The organism is Methylobacterium sp. AMS5, from assembly GCF_001542815.1.
GTDB lineage: Bacteria > Pseudomonadota > Alphaproteobacteria > Rhizobiales > Beijerinckiaceae > Methylobacterium.
Genome location: NZ_CP006992.1, coordinates 3,526,476 through 3,544,251, shown reverse-complemented (window position 1 = coordinate 3,544,251; position 17,776 = coordinate 3,526,476). Strand labels below are relative to the sequence as shown.

Here is a 17,776-nt window from a genome sequence, read left to right as displayed (position 1 = left end):
CTGCAGCCGAGATCGCCGGCCGTGTCGGTGACGCGCCGGCGAGGGCGCTGCAGAGCTTCGCTCGGCGCTCTGGCCTCCGCCTCCTTCCATCTGAAACCATGGTTCCGAGCGCCGGGGCCGGCAGAAGGACGTTGGGCTGGTTCGCCCAAACGAGAAACTCGCAATGAGATCGGGCCGCAGCGCGACGGCTCGCTGGACATATATTAGGCGCCCCTAAATAAGGTACTTCTAACCTTTCGGAATGCGGACCGATGGATGCCGTGACGCCGACCGACCTGCTACACCTCCAAGACAAGGCGGCCGACGCCGCACGCCTGTTGCGGCTCCTCGCCAACGAGAAGCGCCTGCTCATCCTTTGCCTGCTGGTCGGCCGCGGAGAGATGGATGTGACGAGCCTCGCCAAGGCGGTCGAGCTCAGTCAGTCGGCCCTGTCGCAGCACCTCGCCAAGCTCCGTGAGGACGGGCTGGTCGCGTTCCGACGCGAGAGCCAGACGATGTACTATCGACTGGAGGCCCCCCGGGCTGCGCGGATGCTTGCGACGTTGAAGGATATTTTCTGTCCGGACATGGGCTGAGCGCACGGAGGACTTGTGGCCTGCTGCCGGTTTGGTGGACACCGTCCTAAGCTAATTGGGCTCGGTTTTCGAACTCGACAGGGCTGAGGTAGCCCAAGGTCGAGTGCCGCCGCGCCGGGTTGTAGAAGCGCTCGATGTCATCGAACACGTCGGCCCGAGCTTCATCCCGCGTCCGGTCGGTCCGCCGGGCGGTGCGCTCGGTCTTCAGCGACGAGAAGAAGCTCTCCATCGCCGCGTTGTCCCAGACGTTGCCCGACCGGCTCATCGAGCAGGTCACGCCGTGCTCGGCCATCAGGCGCTGGAAGGCTTCACTCGTGTATTGCGATCCCTGATCCGAGTGATGCAACAGAGTATCCGGTTTGCCTCTGCGCCAGATTGCCATGACGAGCGCATCCGTGACGAGTTGCGCCGTCATGCTGGTTTGCATCGACCAGCCCACGACACAGCGCGAGAACAGATCGATGACGGCGGCGACGTAGAGCCAGCCCTCAGCGGTCCAGATCTACGTGAAGTCGGCGATCCACTTCCGGTTCGGAGCGTCGGCCGCGAACCGCCGCTCCAGGAGATTGGGCGAGGCAGCGGCCCGCTCACCTTCGTCCTTCGGCAGCCCCCGTCGGCGCGGTCGCGCTCGCAAGGCGTTCTCGCGCATGATCCGCTCGATGCGGTGCAGTCCGCACGCGATGCCCTTGGCCAGCACGTCGCGCCAGACGCGCCTCGCGCCGTAGGTGCGGTCGCTGGCCACGAAGCTCGCGTGGGCCTTGCTCAGGATGGCTTCGTCGTCCCGTGTGCGTTGGCTGGGCTGCCGGGTGAGCCAAGCGTGGAAGCCGGAACGCGAGACACCCAGCGCCGCGCACATCCAGGCAACCGGCCAGACAGCGCGATGCTTTGCGATGAACGCGAACTTCATATCGCGTCCCACGCAAAGTATGCGGCGGCCTTTTTTAGGATATCACGCTCCGCCTTCAGACGGGCGACCTCCTTGCGCAGGCGATCGATCTCGATCTGCTCGGGCTTCATCTGACCCTGACCGGGAAAAGCGTGTTAGGGATCGGCCGCCGCCTGCTTCACCCACCGGTGCAGCATCGTCTCGTGAACATCGAGATCGCGCGCGGCCTGCGCGACACTGACACCACGTTCCCGAACCAGTCGAACCGCCTCGATCTTGAACGCACGTCCGAACTTGCGACGCTGCATGGAGCACCTCCGGCTTCACCAGCACACCTAAACCGGGTGTCCGTGAAACCGGCAGCAGGCCACCGTCCACTGCGCGTCCGAGAGCCAGAATAGGTCCGCCATCGCTGCCTCCATCCTGCAACGGCGGCTCTGAATCATTTTGATCAGATCATTTGCCTTTGCGCACATTCAGCCTCAAGTGGAAAGGAGGTCGGTGAGTTTAATTTCTACAAAACCGCATCCAGCTTCGCCAGAACTAGGTATATTGAGATCAGCATCCAAGATCTCTTCGCCGATAATTTTAAATAGGTCAGCTATATCATAGGTAATGAGGAGCGGTTTTGAGAAACCCTTCGGATCTCTTCTAACTGCTTTAGTTGTAGGCCAATCATCAGAATTCCAATTACTCAATTGGCCAATTACAGGCCACCTTCCATTGTTTATTTTGATGTCACTTGATCTCATCGATATAACAGATTTTTCGGGCGACATTCCTAATATATCAACATTTTTTTCCGTCTCATATTTTGGCCCGAAAAAGTAACTGACTATCAAATTGTTTTTCCTTGACGAGCCAGCAATCACTCCTCTTGCGAAGCCGCCGTTCCTTAACGGAACTAGAAATACGGACCCGTCTGGACGCATGTTCTTCATAGCTAATTTTTCCAGCCAAGGAATTTTCTGGCAGCATCCATATAATAATTAAATTTTGGGTTTCGACCACTTATTGGGTTTATTTTATTGAGGGGTGGATCATAGCGCTCATGAGCGACTTGCTCAAGACCTCTTTGTTCTCTGTAGACATTTGATCGATACATTTCCTCGAACTCTTAATCTGATAAAGCTTCGTCCCTTAGATGCTCTCGTCGCCTTCGATCAAGGTTTCCAGTTCGTCCAGATCGAACTACATTGCCTTTAGTATCTTTTAACACATAAATCCCGCCGTTTCTTTGACTTTTCGCGTTATTGAGTACGATCAGGCCTTGATCGATGGTGGAACCAACTAGGCTCGTAGTCGTTTCAAGAGCGTTTCCAACGACGTAAGCTCCCGCAGATGCACCGATTGCCCCAAGAGTAGCGGCTGCGGCAGGGGAGCAGACAACGGCTCCGCCCAAACATCCGAAGCCAGCACCGAACCTGATGCCTCCTCCGAAGCCGCCTCCAACAAACCCTCCCAAGAGAGCTCCGGTGATGAACCCGGCCTGGCCGAAGCTGCTGCTGAAGGAGCCACTCGGCCCATAGTGATCCTCCCCTGCTTTCGCGGACACGGGGTTTAGCTTGCATTCCGCTCGGCTTGCTCGGGCGTGATGTAACCGAGCGCTGAGTGGATGCGCTGCCGATTGTCGTAGCCCTCGATGTCGGCGAACAGGTCGCGTCGGGCCTCGTCCCGGGTCGCCCATCGTCGTTGGTGGACGAGTTCGACCTTGAGTGTGTGGAAGAAGCTTTCCATGGGAGCATTGTCGTAACAACAGCCCGTACGGCTCATGGAGGGCGTCGCCTTCATGTCGGCAAGCTGCTTTCGGTAGGCCTCGGCGGCGTATTGGCTGCCGCGATCCGAGTGACAGATGAGCCCAGCGGCCGGTCGCTGCCGTTGGGTGGCCATCATCAAGGCGGCCGATGTCAGTTCGGTCCGCATGTGGTCGCGCATGGACCAACCGACGATTCTTCGCGTGGCGAGATCGAGAACGGCGGCCAGATAGAGCCAGCCCTCGCCGGTGGGCAGGTAGGTGATATCGGCCAACCAAACCGTGTTGGGCAGGGCAGCCGAGAACTGTTGTTTGAGGAGGTTGGGCGCGATCGGCAGATCATGACGGCTGTCGGTGGTGCAGGGCCGGAACCGACGCCCTGCCAGAGCCCGGATGCCTTGACGGCGCATCAGGCGCTCCACCCGCCCGCGACTGACGGTTCGGCCCTCTGCGCGCAAGGCCGCGTGCACCCGAGGTGAGCCATAGCGCCGATGATGCTCGGCATGTATCCGCCGGACGTCGTCGAGGAGCTGACGGTTCGACACCGACCGGTCGCTCTCGGGACGTGACCGCCAGCCGTAGTAACCGCTGGGGGAGACTGCGAGCATGCGGCACATGAGACGCACCGGCCAGGTGTTCGCATGCTGCTCGATGAAGGCGAACGTCACTTGGGCATCTCCGCGAAGATGCCGATCGCTTTTTTTCTAGGACGGCAAAGCCGGCTGTCTGGTGTTTGACGTTATGGGGGCGCCTGCTGGAGGCGCGCGATGTCCCGAACCGAGTGTCGGACGGCGGATCGTGAACGGGTCTTGGCTCCGGTCCGCCAGCTCTGCCCGATCTGCGGCCGGGCGATGCGGATCCGTTACGAGAATCGTCGCACGATGGTGACGCTGACCGGCACGGTGCGCCTGCGTCTGAAGATCCGTCGCTGCGAGGCTGCGGATTGCGTCCGCTTCCACAAGCCCTACCGCCCGGAGGCCGAAGGCGCGCTCGCCTTGCCGCACCACGAGTTCGGCCTCGACGTCGTGGCCCTGGTGGGCGCCCTGCGCCACCGCGAGCATCGCTCGGTGCCGGAAATCCACGCGATCCTGCGCGGGCGCGGGGTCGCCATCGCCGAACGCAGCGTGACCAACCTGCTCGACCGCTACGACGAGGTCGTGGCCACCCAACTCGCAGACCCCGCTCACCTGCGCCGACACTTGGCCGGGCAGGATCGGATGATCCGGGCGCTCGACGGCCTGCAGCCGGATGTCGGGCACGAGGTGCTCTGGGTGCTGCGCGACTGCCTCTCCGGCACGGTGCTCCTGGCCCGCAGCCTGCTGTCGGGCACGGCCGAGGATCTGGCCGTCCTGCTGCGTGAGGTCATCGCGGCGGTCGGTGTGCCGGTGGTAGGGGTGATCAGCGACGCTCAGCAGTCCGTCCGCAAGGCGGTGGCCCTGGTCCTGCCGGGCGTGCCTCATCAACTCTGCCACTTCCATTTCCTGCGTGAAGCCGCCCTGCCGATCTTCGAGGCCGACCGGCACGCCAAGAAGGAGTTGAAGAAGGGCGTGCGCGGCGTACGCCCGATCGAGCGGGGGGGAGGGGCGCACGGATAGGGAGGCGGATCTGGTGCGCGGCTATGCGAGCGCGATCCGCAGCGCGATCACCGACGACGGCCGCGCCCCGCTCGACGCGGCGGGCCTGCGCTTGAAGGACCGCTTGGAGAAGGTGGCCGGAAGCTTGGAACGGGTGCGCTCAAAAGGGGGGCCGAGGCGCAGGGCTCGCGCCCGCTCGGGCGGCTCCAGCAGTTGATCGAGCGGGCGCTCGCCGGCACGGCCGCCCTCTGGCCGGCGATCAGCCGAGGCTTCGTCTTCGTACACGCGGGCGCCCGCCTCCTGACCAACCCCGCCGGTGAGCCGGGGGCCAAGGTCCGGCGGCGCTTCGACGGCTTGCTGGGGGCGATGCGGCGCCACCGGGATCGGGTGAAAGGGCTGGGTCCCGCCCTCGACCACTTCGCCAAGGTCGCGCGCAGCTATCGACCGGGACTGTTCCACGCCGCCGACGGGGCGGACCTGCCACGCACCAACAATGCCCTGGAGCAACTGTTCGGTTCCCAGCGCTACCACGAGCGGCGGGCCACCGGACGCAAGACCGCCTCGCCCGGCGCGGTGCTGCGGGGCGCCGTGCGGCTCGTGGCCGGCATTCACTCCCGAACTCGGGCACCATCCGGACGCGACCTCTGCCGGGTCGATCCAGAGAAATGGCGAGCCCTACGCCGATCCCTCTGCGTATTCCGACGAAGCCGGCCGGGGATTCCGATCTGAAGCCGGCCGTCATTCCGAGGCGAAGCCGGCCACCGGTCCGATCTGAAGCCGGCCAGTGACGGGGCGCTCCCGCGGGTCTGGGGTGAAGATCACGAGGTCGGTCCGACAGGTCAAGCAGCGGGCTCGACCGCCTTGCGTTTGCGCAGGCTCTCACCGGCGAGTTCGATGCGGTGCGCGTTGTGCAGCAGCCGGTCGAGGACGGCGTCGGCGAGCGTGGGGATGCCGATGATCTCGTACCAGCGATCCACCGGCACTTGGCTGGTGATCAGGGTCGAGCCGGCGTCGTAGCGGTCCTCGACGATCTCCAGGAGATCGCGCGCCTGCTCGGGCAGGAGCGGCTCGGGGCCCCAATCGTCGAGGATCAGCAGGTTCACCTTGGCGATCTGGCGCAGCAGCCGGCCGTAGCGGCCATCGCCGCGGGCGAGGCTCAAGGCCGCAAACAGGCGCGGGACCCGGTAGTACAGCACAGAGAGGTCGTCTCGGCAGGCCTTGTGCCCGAGCGCGCAGGCCAGCCAGCTCTTGCCCACGCCGCAGGGGCCGGTGATCACGAGGTTGCGCCGGGTCCGGATCCAGTCGCCGGTGGCGAGCTTGAGGAACAGCGCCCGGTCCAGGCCGCGATGGCTGCGGTAATCGACGTCCTCGACGCTGGCGGGATGGCGCAGCCGCGCGGCGCGGGCGCGGGCCTCGAAGCGCTTCTGCCGTCGGGCCGTGGCCTCGTGGTCGAGGAGAAGGCCGAGCCACTCGGCGTGGTCCAGGGCGCGGGCCTCCGGGTTGGCGTCGAGCGCCTTGAAGCCCGAGGCCATGCCGCTCAGGCCGAGTTCGTGCAGGAGATCGAGCGTGGGGTGGGTGAGCATCGTCGTCTCCGTCAGTGGAAGTAGCGCGGGCCGCGCAGGTTGGGGTGGAGCATCACCGGGACGGCCTCGGCCGGCGGGGACGTGCGGTCGAGGCCCAGGCTGAGGATCGAGGCGATGCTCTTGTAGGTGAGCGCGCCGACCGCCACGGCCCGGGCCGAGGCGGCCTCCGCCCGGGCGGGGTCGAGCCCGCGGTAGAGGCGCAGGATACCCAGACAGGTACGGAAGCCCTGCTCGGGATGGGGCCGGTCGTGCAGGATGGCGATGACCAGCCCTTCCGGCTCCGGCCCGATGCCGCGCGCCCAGCGCCGGAAGCGCTCGGGGCTCCACTCGGCGTAGCGGCGATGGGCGCTGGGCATGTGGTCGGGATCGGTGCCGTGCCGCCGGCCGGTGTAGCGGCGCTCGTGGGCGGCGACGCGCTGACCGCGATGGAACACCTCGACGGTGCGCGCCGTGAGGCGGACGTCGACCTGCTCGCGGATCAGGGCATGGGGCACCGAGTACAGGAAGCCGCCCGCCTCGACATGGTAGTCGAGGTTGACCCGGGCCAGCCGCCACTCGGCAAAGGTGTAGTCCTGTTCCGGCAGGGGCCGCAGCGCTGCGCGCTCGATCGCCTCGAACAGGGCGCGGCGGGTGGTGCCGAGCCGGCGCATGCGGTGGGCGTTGATGCGCTCCACCATCGCGGCGATGGCGGCGTTGCACTCGGCCAGGGAGAAGAACGTCTGCCGGCGCAGCCGTCCCAGGATGGAGCTCTGGGCGAAGCGCACGCCGGCCTCGACCTTGGCCTTGTCGCGCGGCTTGCGAGGTCGGGCCGGCAGGACGCCGATGCCGTAATGCTCGGCCATCATCCCGTAGGAGCGGTTGATCTCGGGATCGTAGAACGACGCCTTGTGGACCCCGCTCTTGAGGTTGTCGGGCACGACGAGGCGGGGGACGCCGCCGAGGAAGCGGAACAGGCGGACATGCGCGCCGATCCAGTCGGGCAGCGTCTGGGTCCAGGTCGCCTCGGCGTAGGTCAGGCTCGACGCGCCCAGCACCGCCACGAAGATCTCGGCCTCGCGCACGATGCCGGTGGTGGGATCGACGATCCCGACCTTCTTGCCGGAGTAGTCGACGGAGACCTTGTCGCCGGCGGCATGGTGCTGGCGCATCACCGGGGTGAGCCGGCATTCGAACTCCCGATAGAGGTCGCAGAACCGGGAGTAGCCGTAGCCGTCCGGACGGACCTCCCGGTATTCCTCCCAGAGCACCGTGAGGTTGACCCCGGGGCGGCGCATCTCCCGGATGACGGAGGGCCAGTCCGGCTCGGGCAGGCGGCGCATGCCCTGCTTCACCCCGGCCCGGGCGAACAGGCGCTGCTCCAGCACCGCGTCGCTGACCTCGGGGCCGAGCGGCCAGGTCAGGCCGGCCGCGCTCGCCCGGGCGAGATTGTCCTGCACGGTCGAGCGGGCGATGCCGAGCGTTCGCTCGATCTCACGCGCACTCACCCCGTCGCGGGCGAGCCGCAGCATCTGTTTGATCTGTCGCATGGTCAGCTGTCTCCTGGCCGGCATCCCGCTCTCCTCGTGGTCGAGGACAGGGATGCCGCGGTTGCTGACCCGCGGAGATGCGCCATGCCCGATATCGGCTATCGGGTGGCCGGCTTCATCTCGGAATGGTGGCTGACATCAAATCGGAACGCTGGCCGGCTTCGCGTCGGAATGGGTGGCCGGCTTCCGTCGGAGTCCGCAGATCCCTCGACATCCGCAGGCAGGCGCGCACTCAACGCACCCGCTTCCGCCGCGATCCCGACGCCTATCTCAAGGCCCTCGAACAACACGCGCAACAGCAGACTTTGCCGTCCTAGAGCGTGTTATGAACTGATAGGCAGGATTGGCGTTGTGGATCATGCCTTCTGATCGCCGCTCCTATCCGTCCGACGTGTCTGATGAAGAATGGGCACTGGTAGCGCCCTACCTCGCGCTGCTGCGGGAGGACTCGGCTCAGCGCGACCACGAGTTGCGCGAGGTGTTTAACGGGCTGCGCTACATCGTGAAGACGGGGGCGCCCTGGCGGTTCATGCCGCACGATCTGCCGCCTTGGGCGGCCGTGTATCAGCAGACGCAGCGTTGGCTGTCGGCCGACAGTTTCGCGGACGTGGCCGGCGACCTGCGGGCGGTGCTGCGGATGGCGGCGGAGCGGGAGCCGGAGCCCTCGGCGGTGATCCTCGATAGCCGGACGCTGCGCTCCTCGCCCGAGAGCGGCGAGCGGGCCGGCTATGACGGGGCCAAGCGCAAGCGGGGTGCGAAGCTGCATCTGGCCGTTGACACGCCGGGCCATGTCGTGGCGCTGCACGTGACGCCCGCCGATGTCGACGACCGGGCCGAGGTCGGCCGGCTGGCCGCCGAGGTGCAGGCGGAGACGGGCGACAGCGTCGAGTTGGCCTTTGTCGACCAGGGCTATTCCGGGCCTAAGCCCGCCGCCGCCGCGAGCGCGCACGGCATCGACTTGGAAGTGGTGAAGGCGCCTGAGGCCAAGCGCGGCTTTGTCCTGCTGCCGCGCCGATGGGTGGTGGAGCGCTCGTTTGCCTGGGCCACCCGCTGTCGGCGGCTGGTCAAAGATTACGAGCGCTACGCCAGCACGTTGGCTGGCCTGCACATGGTCGCCTTCGTCTGCCTCATGCTCCGACAAGCTGAAAAGCTTATGACAAGTGCATAACAGGCTCTAGTGGTCTGAGTTGGAAGTTTCCTTGCGGTTTTGTCGCGCGAGCACCATGTGGCGGCCTTCTACGAGGAGGTCGCTACGATGGCCCGTGGTCCCAAGCCAGCGCACCTTGATCTGACCGGGGATGAGCGCACGCGGCTGCAAGGCCTGGTGCGCCGTCGCAATGTCGGCCAGGCTCTCGCCCAGCGTGCGCGCATCGTGCTGGCCTGCGCTGAGCCGGGTTCGACCAACAGCGGCATCGCTCGTGCGCTCGGCGTCAGCCGCATGAGCGTCACGACATGGCGCACCCGTTTCCTGGCGCACCGCCTCGACGGTCTCGTCGACCTGCCCCGGTCCGGCGCTCCGCGCCAGGTCGCGGATACCGAGATCGAACAGATGATCACGCGCACCCTGGAGAGCCAGCCGGAGAACGCCACCCACTGGTCGACACGCGCCATGGCCCGGCGGGTCGGCATGAGCCAGACCATGGTCTCGCGGATCTGGCGTGCCTTCGGGCTGCAGCCGCACAAGATCGAGGCCTTCAAACTGTCGACCGACCCGGCTTTCGTCGACAAGGTCCGGGATGTCGTCGGCCTCTACATGGCCCCACCGCACCGCGCCGTGGTGCTGTGTGTCGATGAGAAGCCGCAGATCCAGGCGCTGACCGGCACCGCGCCGGTGATGCCGATGCGCCCCGGCCAGCCCGAGCGCCAGACCCACGACTACCGACGGGCTGGTACGACCGACCTGTTCGCGGCGCTCGACGTACAGGCCGGTCGCGTCATCGGCCCTTGCGCACGGCGTCATCGCTCCATCGAGTTCCGCGCCTTTCTCGATCAGGTCGAGGCCGATGTGCCGAAGGATCTCGATGTGCACCTGGTTCTCGACAACGCGGCCACACACAAGACCAAGCTCATCCACGACTGGCTGCTGAAGCGTCCGCGCTGGCACCTGCACTTCACGCCGACCTCGGCCTCTTGGCTCAACCTCGTCGAGGGCTGGTTCGCGCTGCTGACGCGGCGCCAGCTTCAACGCGGCGTGTTCGAGACCACGGGCGATCTTGAAGCCGCCATCCACGCCTACATCGACCAGACCAACGCCGAGCCGAAGCCGTTCGTCTGGACCAAGTCAGCCGACGCCATCCTCGCCAGCATCAAACGCTTCTGCCAACGAACTTCCAACTCAGACCGCTAGAGCGTTTTCGGTTTAATCTGGTTCGTATCCTGCTGCGGCGAAGAAGTTGGCGCACTCGTCTGGCGTGACGGTGTCGACGAGGCGTCCGATGGCCGACCACAATCCCTCGACGGTTCGCTCGGCCGCTTTGCGCAGGAGCGCCTTCAGCTTCGAGAACGCCATCTCGATGGGGTTGAAGTCGGGCGAGTAGGGCGGGAGGAACAAGAGCCGCGCGCCGGCTGCCGCGATCGCGGCACGCACGGCCGGCCGCTTGTGGCTTCCAAGGTTGTCCATGACGACGATGTCGCCGGGGCCGAGTTCGGGCACCAGAACCTGATCGACGTAGGCCTGGAAGGCGTCGCGGTTGATCGGCCCATCGAGCACGAACGGCGCGGCGATCCCGGACAGGCGCAGGCCGGCGACCAGGGTCGTGGTCTTCCAGTGACCGTGCGGGATGGGCGAGCGCAGCCGCTCGCCGCGCGGTGAACGCCCACGGGTGCGAGCCATGTTGGTGGAGGTCCAGGTCTCGTCGAGGAAAACCAGGCGCGCAGGGTCGAGATCGGGCTGGCCCTCGAACCAGGCCTCGCGCGCCGCTTTCACGTCCGGGCGTTCCTGCTCGGCGGCGTGAGCTGTCTTTTTTTCTAGGTGAGATCGCGTGCGTCGAGGAAGCTCCACAGGGTGCCGAGCCCCACCGTGAGAGCGTGCTCGTCCCGGAGCCGGGCGCGCATCTCCTCAAGGGTGATATCGTCTTGTCCGTCGATCAGTCCGCGCAAGAAGGCCTCGTGCGGATCGAGCTTCGAGCGGCGCGCTCGCCCTTGCGGACGAGCGGCCACCGTCCCAGTCGTCGTGAGCGCGGCCATCCAGCGGATCGAGGTCGCGATGCCGACCCCAAACCGCGCGGCCGCCTGGCGGCGCGAAGTCGTTGCCGCGGCCTTCACCACGCGCTCGCGCAGGTCCTGGCTGTAGGGTCGGCCCATGCTTCGCTCCTTCTCAAGAGCGATCAGTGAATCAGCCCAACAGCTTCGCGTGAACCCCACCTGCCCGATTCAGCTCAGACCGAAAACGCTCTAGTTTTTTTAGGACGTCGCGCTCCATGCGCGTCCGGTCGAGTTCACGCCGCAGACGGGCGATCTCAGCGGCTTGGTCGGAGGGGGACGCCACTGGGCTCGCAGGCGCGGCTCCCGGTGACCTTTCTGCTCGCGGTGGTGGGGAGCCACCCATCAGCGCCGAGCGCCACTGCCTCAGCATTGAGGGTTGGATCCCGAGCTCGGCTGCGATCTGCATCTGCGGCCGGCCGCTACTTTCCAGCAGGGCCACCGCCTCGCGTTTGAACTCGGGGGTGAACTCGCGTCTCGTCTTGGCCATCAAACACCTTCCCCGCCCGCAAGGAGCGTATCAGAGGTGTCCGTGAAAGCGGGGGAGGATCAGATCTGCGCGCCGGTCAGACGCTGACGGCGCAAGGTCACAATGGCTTCCTGGGTCGCGACCGGGGTCGGGCGGTGCAGCGTGTGAGGCCGCAAGGAGCGATCCTGCAGCCCGGCGGCTCCTTCGGCCTCGAAGCGGGCAACCCACTTGCCCACCGTCTTGGGGCATACACCCATCGTCTCGGCCACCGCCTTCGGGCTGAGCCCGCTCTGGGCCAGCCGCACTAGGCGCTCTCGACCCGAGGGCGTCAAACGCGCATTCTGGTGGATGTTCATCCGGTCGCTCCGAGATCGCTGAAGCCTCGCAACTCCAGCGTCCTCGGTTCAGGCCGGATGGACAACCTCCTGAAAGCTCACATCTAGAGGCCGCTGAGCGGGCTGCACAGGCTCTCTGCGCCGTCCCTCGCGGTCGAGACGACCCTGCCCCCCGCCTTCCGACCTCTTCCACGCCGTGCCGCTGGCCGCCGCAGCGCAGGCGTGGGCCATCTCGAAAGATAGCGCACGTCGCGGCGCCAACTTCATGCTGGTCGCCGTCCGGGCGCCATCCTCTCAAAAGTTGGAGCCTTCAGGGAATCCGGAGCGGTTCAGTCCCGTTTGATCAAGCCGGAGTGCTCGCACTCTGCGAGAAGAGGCTGAAGCTGCCCTGATCGGGTGACGGTGGCGACGAGAGGGATGACCATGTTCCGCCTTCTCCCTCGGGTGTGTGCCCTGCTCCTCGTCGCTGGGACTGGCTTGCAGGCGCAGCCGGCCGCGCCCGCTGCAGTCCCCGTCGGGACGGCCTTCGCCCAACGCAAGGCCATCGATCAGGCACTCGACTTCGTCGGCCGCGTCGAGGCGGTCGGTCGTGTCGAGGTGCGCGCGCGCGTTGTCGGCTTTCTGGATGCCGTCCAATTTAAGGAGGGAGAGCCGATCAAGGAGGGGGCGCCGCTCTACCGGATCGAGCCGGACCTGTTCGAGGCCGCGGTCAAGCAGGCCGAGGGCGCGCTCGAGCGCACCAGGGCCGCCGAACTCCTGGCAGCCATCCAGTTGCAGCGGGCGCAAGACCTACTCGATAAAAGCTCCGGGACCGTTGTAGCCCGAGACCAGGCCCGCGCCGCGCGGGACCAGGCGAAGGGCGCCGTCATGGGTGACGAGGCGAGCCTCCAGACGGCGCGGATCAATCTCGGCTACACGCAGATCTTCGCGCCCATTTCCGGCCAGATCGGCCGCACCAGCGTCACCAAGGGCAACGTGGTTGGGCCCGACAGCGGCGCCCTCACCACGATCGTCAGCCAAGACCCGATCTACGTCACCTTCCCGGTGAGTCAGCGCGAGTTCCTGCGCTACCAGCAGGGCGGGGCGCGCCCAGACCGGAGCAAGATCGGAGTCAGGATCCGTTTTCAGGACGGCTCGGAATACGGTCAGGTCGGCCGGGTCGACTTCGTCAACATCAGCGTCGACCGCGCGACCGACACGGTCGTCGTGCGCGCCACGATGCCGAACCCGGCCGGTGCGCTTCGCGACGGGCAACTCGTGCGCGTCAACCTTCAGGCCGGGCAGCCGGAGCAGAAGGTCGTCGTGCCGCAATCCGCCCTCATCGCCGACCAGGGCGGCGTCTACGTGTTCGTCGTCGAGGAAAGCCGGGCCAAGATACGGCGCGTCAAACCGGAGCCTGGCGGCAGCGGAACGGACGCGGTCATCGCGGAGGGCCTCTCGGGCGGCGAGGTCGTCGTCGTCGACGGGCTGCAGCGGGTGCGGCCCGGGATCCTCGTTCAGGCGACCCCGGCCAGCGAGACGGCCAGCAGGATCTGACGTCCATGTTCTCCGCCATCTTCGTCGACCGGCCGCGCCTTGCGGTGGTGATCGCCATCGTGATCTCGATCGCGGGCGCGCTGGCGCTCCTGACGATCCCGGTGGCGCAGTACCCCGACATCGTGCCGCCGCAGGTCTCGGTGACCACGACCTATCCGGGCGCATCCGCCGACGTGGTGGAATCGACGGTCGCGCAGCCGATCGAGTCCCAGGTCGTCGGCGTCGACAAGATGATCTACATGAAGAGCGTCAGCGGCAACGACGGCAGCTACACGCTCACCGGCTCGTTCGAGCTCGGCACCGATCCCGACATCAATGCGGTCAACGTCAACAACCGCGTCCAGATCGCCCTCGCCAAGCTGCCCGAGGACGTTCGCAAGCAGGGCGTCACCGTCAAGAAAAAATCCTCGGCCCTTCTCGGCGTCCTGGCGGTCTACTCGCCAAAATCGACCCAAGACCCGCTGTTCATCTCCAACTACGTCACGATCAACCTGCTCGACCGCATCAAGAGCACGCCCGGCGTCGGCGATGCGACGCTGTGGGGCCCGCAGGATTACGCGATGCGAGCCTGGGTGCGCACCGACCAGCTCACCGGGCTCAGCCTGACCACGGGCGACGTCATCGGAGCGATCCAGGCCCAGAACGTTCAGGCGCCGGTCGGGCGGATCGGTGCCCGGCCGATCTCGGACGAGCAGCAGCTTCAGCTCAGCATCCAGACGCAAGGGCGCCTGACCTCGGCGGAGCAGTTCCGCAACATCGTGTTGCGCACCAACCCGGACGGGTCGGTGCTGCGCCTCGGCGACGTGGCGAGAGTCGATCTCGGCGCGGCCAATCTCGACCGTGAGACGCGGCTCAACGGCAGCCCGGCGACGGTGATCGCGATCTACCAGTCACCCGGCGCCAACGCCCTCTCGACCCTGAAAGAGGTCGAGAGGCGGGTCGGAGAGCTGGCGAAGACGTTCCCCGAGGGGTTGGCCTGGAAGGTCACCTACGATCCGACCGCCTTCATCACCGAAACGGTACACGAGGTGCAGAAGACCCTGGTCGAGGCCTTCGTGCTCGTTGTGATCGTGGTGTTCCTGTTCCTCGGTAGCCTGCGCGCCACGCTGATCCCGACGCTGGCCGTGCCTGTCAGCTTGATCGGCACCTTCATTGTCCTCAAGGCGGTTGGCTACTCGGCGAACTCGGTCTCGCTTCTCGCCCTGGTGCTCGCCATCGGGATCGTCGTCGATGACGCCATCGTGGTGGTCGAGAACGTCGAGCGCGTGATGGAGGAGCATCCGGAGCTGTCACCCCGGGATGCGACGAAGCGGGCCATGGCCGAGATCACGGCCCCGATCATCGCCATCACGCTGGTCTTGCTCTCGGTCTTCGTGCCGGTCGCCTTCGTGCCCGGCATCTCGGGCGAGCTCTTCCGCCAGTTCGCCGTCGCGGTCGCGGTCTCGATGTTCATCTCGGCGGTCAACGCGCTGACCCTGTCGCCGGCTCTCTGTGGCGTGCTGCTGCGCCCGCATCACGGCCCTCGCCGGGGTATCATGGGCATGGTGATGCGCTCCATCGACCGGGTCAGCAACGGCTACGGTGCCGCCGTGGCGCGCATCGTGCGCTTCTCGATCCTCGGCCTCGTGCTCGCTGGCGCTGCGGCCTACGGCGCGACCGAACTCGCGAAGCGAATCCCCACCGGCTTCCTGCCCGAAGACGACCAAGGCGCCTTCTTCGTCGTGGTGCAGTTGCCGGAAGGCGCATCGGTCGGGAGGACCTCCGAGGTCGTGGCCCGGGCCGAGCAGATCCTGCGGCAGGAGCATGCGGTTGCCGACACCACCTCGGTGATCGGCCTCAACTTCATCGACAACTACTCCCAGGGCAACGCGGCCTTCCTGGTCGTGACCCTCAAGCCGTTCGAGGACCGCGAGGCTGCCGCGGACGGAGCGGCGGCCATGATTGCGCGCCTCGGCCAGCAGTTCCGGGAGATCCCCGGAGGCACGGTCGTACCGCTTGCCCCTCCACCGATCATCGGTCTCGGCACCGGTGGTGGCTTCAGCTACGTACTGCAGGATCTGCGCGGTGGCGATCCGAAGGAACTCGCTCAAGTCCTGCGCGGCTTGGTCGTGGCCGCGAACCAGGATCCGCAGCTCAACCGTGTGTTCAGCACCTTCTCGGCGACGAACCCATCGGTCTATCTCGATATCGATCGCGACAAGGCGCAGGTTCTCGGAGTGCCCCTGAGCGCCGTGTTTCAAGCGCTACAGGCTTCGCTCGGCGGCTACTACGTCAACGACATCAACCTTTTCGGCCGTACCTGGCAGGTGCAGGTTCAGGCGGAGGCCGCAGACCGGACCAAGATCGACGACATCTATCGGATCAACGTGCGGAACAAGGACGGCGAGATGGTGCCGCTGCGCTCGCTCGCGGAGGTCCGGATCGTGGTGGGGCCGCCGGCGCTGATTCGCTATAACAACCTTCGCGCCGTCACGATCCAGGGCTCGCCCGCGCCGGGCGTCTCGTCCGGTCAGGCGCTCGCCGCCATGGACGGCGTAGCGGCCCGGACCCTGCCTGCGGGCTTCGGCGGCGAGTGGACGGACACCGCGTTCCAAGAGAAGCGGGCCGAGGGCAAGACCGCCATCATCCTGGGCTTCGCGGTCCTGTTCGCGTTCCTGTTTCTGGTCGCGCTCTACGAGAGCTGGACCATCCCCGTCCCGGTGCTGCTGTCGGTCACGGTCGGGATCGCCGGGGCCTACGCGTCCATGGTGTGGGGCAAGCTCACCCTCGATCTCTATGCACAGATCGGCATGATCGTGCTCATCGGCCTGGCTGCCAAGAACGGCATCCTGATCGTCGAGTTCGCCAAGGAGCAGCGGGAGAAGGGCGTTCCGCTTCAGAAGGCTGCCACCGAAGGCGCGCGCCTGCGCTTCCGCCCGGTGATGATGACCTCCTTCGCCTTCATTCTGGGCCTGCTCCCCCTGGTCATCGCTGTCGGAGCCTCGCAGCTCGCCCGACGCAATGTCGGGACGCCGGTCTTCGGCGGCATGATCGCCGCGTCATTCCTCGGCATCTTCGTGATTCCGCCCCTCTACGTCCTGTTTCAGGGCCTGCGCGAGCGGGCCTGGAGCCTTATGAGCCGCAAGGGAGCGAAACAGCGGGCGGAACCGCCGGCTGAAGGCGCAAGCGGCGCCCCGAAGCACTTGCCGGCCGAGTGAGTCGATCGACCCCTTCGATGCGGGCAGGTGGGAGCATGACGATGCACGATATCGAGCAGGTCATACCGACCACGAAGCCCGATGCGGGTCGGCCCCAGGCCGGGACCGCCAAGAAGCTCAAGAAAAGGGACTACGAGAGGGAATTGCACACCCTACAGGTCAAGCTGTGCCATCTGCAGGATTGGGTCAAGCGAACCGGCGCCCGCATCATCATCGTGTTCGAGGGCCGCGATGCGGCCGGCAAAGGCGGGACGATCAAGGCCATCACCGAGCGGGTCAGCCCGCGCGTGTTCCGCGTCGTTGCGCTGCCGGCACCAACGGACCGGCAGAAGTCACAGATGTTCATCCAGCGCTACATCGAGCATTTCCCGGCGGCCGGCGAGATCGTGATCTTCGACCGTAGCTGGTACAACCGGGCGGGCGTCGAGCGCGTCATGGGCTTCTGCAACGACGCGGAGTATCGCCGGTTCCTCGACCTCTGCCCGCGGATCGAGCGCTTCATCGTCGATGGTGGGACCCAGCTCATCAAGTTCTGGCTGGAGGTTGGAAAGCAGGAGCAGAAGCGGCGCTTCCTGGCACGGATCGAGGATCCCCTCCGGCAGTGGAAGCTGAGCTCGATGGACCTCGAATCCTACGAGCGCTGGTACGCGTTCTCGAAGGCGCGCGATGCGATGCTGGCAGCCACCGACACGGACGACGCTCCCTGGCACATCGTCCGCTCCGACGACAAGCGGCGGGCGCGCCTCAACTGCATCACTCACCTCCTCCGCCTGATCCCCTCCAGGGAACAGAAGCACGATGCGGTGATGCTGCCGAAGCGCAGCAAAGAGGATGCGTACGACGATACCCTCAGGAATAGGCGCTTCGTCACCGAAAGGTACTGAGTTTGGGATCCCGCCTGCAAGCTCCGGGGCAATGCCGGGGGTCGAGGCGCGGCCGAGCGCCGGCAGGGCATGAAGCTGCGTTTCTCACAAAAAACGCCCACTGCGCCGCCAGCGCGAGAGGGAGGGCGCCTGTGTCCGGGCCTCTCGTGAGGCACTTGTAGCCCATCGTCGACGTCGACGGTCATGCCGGTCAGCTCGGTACCGACGCCAGGAGAGCTTCGCGGCGCACCGGCGCGGGGTTGACCGGCTGTTGGAAC

Annotated in this window: 10 protein-coding genes and 5 pseudogenes; 7 read left to right on the top strand and 8 right to left on the bottom strand. The window is 66.0% G+C overall.

Annotated features, from left to right (window positions below; genetic code table 11):
• Window positions 1-251: 251 nt before the first annotated feature.
• Window positions 252-575 carry an ArsR/SmtB family transcription factor gene (locus Y590_RS15975; RefSeq protein WP_060770716.1) on the top strand — a complete coding sequence of 108 codons (324 nt, stop codon included), beginning with the start codon at window positions 252-254 and terminating at the stop codon, window positions 573-575.
• 46 nt (window positions 576-621) lie between these two features.
• Here the strand turns inward: Y590_RS15975 and Y590_RS15970 are convergent.
• From Y590_RS15970 to Y590_RS15960, 3 genes and pseudogenes are all read right to left on the bottom strand, one after another.
• Window positions 622-1,769 (bottom strand): annotated as a pseudogene (locus Y590_RS15970) (IS3 family transposase).
• A gap of 174 nt (window positions 1,770-1,943) precedes the next feature.
• Entirely contained in the window at window positions 1,944-2,402 is a 459-nt protein-coding gene (locus tag Y590_RS25845; RefSeq protein ID WP_083530878.1) for an Imm26 family immunity protein, read from the bottom strand.
• Between the two features lie 619 nt (window positions 2,403-3,021).
• Window positions 3,022-3,918: pseudogene (locus Y590_RS15960) on the bottom strand (IS3 family transposase); the annotation flags it as partial.
• Window positions 3,919-4,065: 147 nt separating this feature from the next.
• Between Y590_RS15960 and Y590_RS27380 the strand changes: the two are divergent.
• Window positions 4,066-5,499, top strand: a pseudogene (locus Y590_RS27380) (ISNCY family transposase); the annotation flags it as partial.
• Between the two features lie 128 nt (window positions 5,500-5,627).
• Here the strand turns inward: Y590_RS27380 and istB are convergent.
• On the bottom strand, window positions 5,628-6,371 hold the full coding sequence (gene istB / locus Y590_RS15940; RefSeq protein ID WP_003601680.1) for an IS21-like element helper ATPase IstB: 744 nt from the start codon (window positions 6,369-6,371) through the stop codon (window positions 5,628-5,630).
• Between the two features lie 11 nt (window positions 6,372-6,382).
• Window positions 6,383-7,897: an IS21 family transposase gene (istA, locus tag Y590_RS15935; RefSeq protein WP_144439984.1), complete on the bottom strand. Its 1,515-nt coding sequence runs from the start codon at window positions 7,895-7,897 to the stop codon at window positions 6,383-6,385.
• Between the two features lie 358 nt (window positions 7,898-8,255).
• On the opposite strand from istA, the gene Y590_RS15930 reads away from it, so the two are divergent.
• Window positions 8,256-9,065: an IS5 family transposase gene (locus Y590_RS15930; protein ID WP_060772089.1), complete on the top strand. Its 810-nt coding sequence runs from the start codon at window positions 8,256-8,258 to the stop codon at window positions 9,063-9,065.
• 87 nt (window positions 9,066-9,152) lie between these two features.
• Window positions 9,153-10,244, top strand: coding sequence for an IS630-like element ISMex18 family transposase (locus Y590_RS15925; RefSeq protein WP_060772320.1), 1,092 nt, complete (start codon window positions 9,153-9,155; stop codon window positions 10,242-10,244).
• A gap of 12 nt (window positions 10,245-10,256) precedes the next feature.
• Here the strand turns inward: Y590_RS15925 and Y590_RS25830 are convergent.
• From Y590_RS25830 to Y590_RS15905, 3 genes and pseudogenes are all read right to left on the bottom strand, one after another.
• Window positions 10,257-11,200, bottom strand: a protein-coding gene (locus Y590_RS25830) for an IS630 family transposase (RefSeq protein ID WP_144439908.1) whose coding sequence is annotated in 2 segments (ribosomal slippage) — window positions 10,257-10,867 and window positions 10,867-11,200 — 945 coding nt in all. Because the reading frame shifts where the segments join, the coding sequence is not laid out codon by codon here.
• Between the two features lie 85 nt (window positions 11,201-11,285).
• Window positions 11,286-11,588: pseudogene (locus Y590_RS15910) on the bottom strand (transposase); the annotation flags it as partial.
• Window positions 11,589-11,650: 62 nt separating this feature from the next.
• Window positions 11,651-11,923 (bottom strand): annotated as a pseudogene (locus Y590_RS15905) (leucine zipper domain-containing protein); the annotation flags it as partial.
• A 402-nt stretch (window positions 11,924-12,325) separates the two neighbouring features.
• Between Y590_RS15905 and Y590_RS15900 the strand changes: the two are divergent.
• From Y590_RS15900 to ppk2, 3 genes are read left to right on the top strand one after another with little or no spacing between them, the layout of a single operon-like run.
• Entirely contained in the window at window positions 12,326-13,438 is a 1,113-nt protein-coding gene (locus Y590_RS15900; RefSeq protein ID WP_060772319.1) for an efflux RND transporter periplasmic adaptor subunit, read from the top strand.
• A gap of 5 nt (window positions 13,439-13,443) precedes the next feature.
• A complete protein-coding gene (locus Y590_RS15895) occupies window positions 13,444-16,635 on the top strand; it encodes an efflux RND transporter permease subunit (RefSeq protein ID WP_060770710.1) in 3,192 nt (1,063 codons plus the stop codon).
• 41 nt (window positions 16,636-16,676) lie between these two features.
• Window positions 16,677-17,519, top strand: a complete 843-nt coding sequence (gene ppk2 / locus Y590_RS15890; RefSeq protein ID WP_060772318.1) for a polyphosphate kinase 2 — start codon at window positions 16,677-16,679, stop codon at window positions 17,517-17,519.
• The last annotated feature ends 257 nt before the right edge of the window (window positions 17,520-17,776 follow it).

Excerpts from the sequence above, each read along its gene's own strand:
- Y590_RS15975 (WP_060770716.1), top strand. The coding sequence starts at position 252 with ATGGATGCCGTGACGCCGACCGACCTGCTACACCTCCAAGACAAGGCG.
- Y590_RS25845 (WP_083530878.1), bottom strand. The coding sequence starts at position 2,402 with ATGAAGAACATGCGTCCAGACGGGTCCGTATTTCTAGTTCCGTTAAGG.
- istB (WP_003601680.1), bottom strand. The coding sequence starts at position 6,371 with ATGCTCACCCACCCCACGCTCGATCTCCTGCACGAACTCGGCCTGAGC.
- istA (WP_144439984.1), bottom strand. The coding sequence starts at position 7,897 with ATGCGACAGATCAAACAGATGCTGCGGCTCGCCCGCGACGGGGTGAGT.
- Y590_RS15930 (WP_060772089.1), top strand. The coding sequence starts at position 8,256 with ATGCCTTCTGATCGCCGCTCCTATCCGTCCGACGTGTCTGATGAAGAA.
- Y590_RS15925 (WP_060772320.1), top strand. The coding sequence starts at position 9,153 with ATGGCCCGTGGTCCCAAGCCAGCGCACCTTGATCTGACCGGGGATGAG.
- Y590_RS15900 (WP_060772319.1), top strand. The coding sequence starts at position 12,326 with ATGTTCCGCCTTCTCCCTCGGGTGTGTGCCCTGCTCCTCGTCGCTGGG.
- Y590_RS15895 (WP_060770710.1), top strand. The coding sequence starts at position 13,444 with ATGTTCTCCGCCATCTTCGTCGACCGGCCGCGCCTTGCGGTGGTGATC.
- ppk2 (WP_060772318.1), top strand. The coding sequence starts at position 16,677 with ATGCACGATATCGAGCAGGTCATACCGACCACGAAGCCCGATGCGGGT.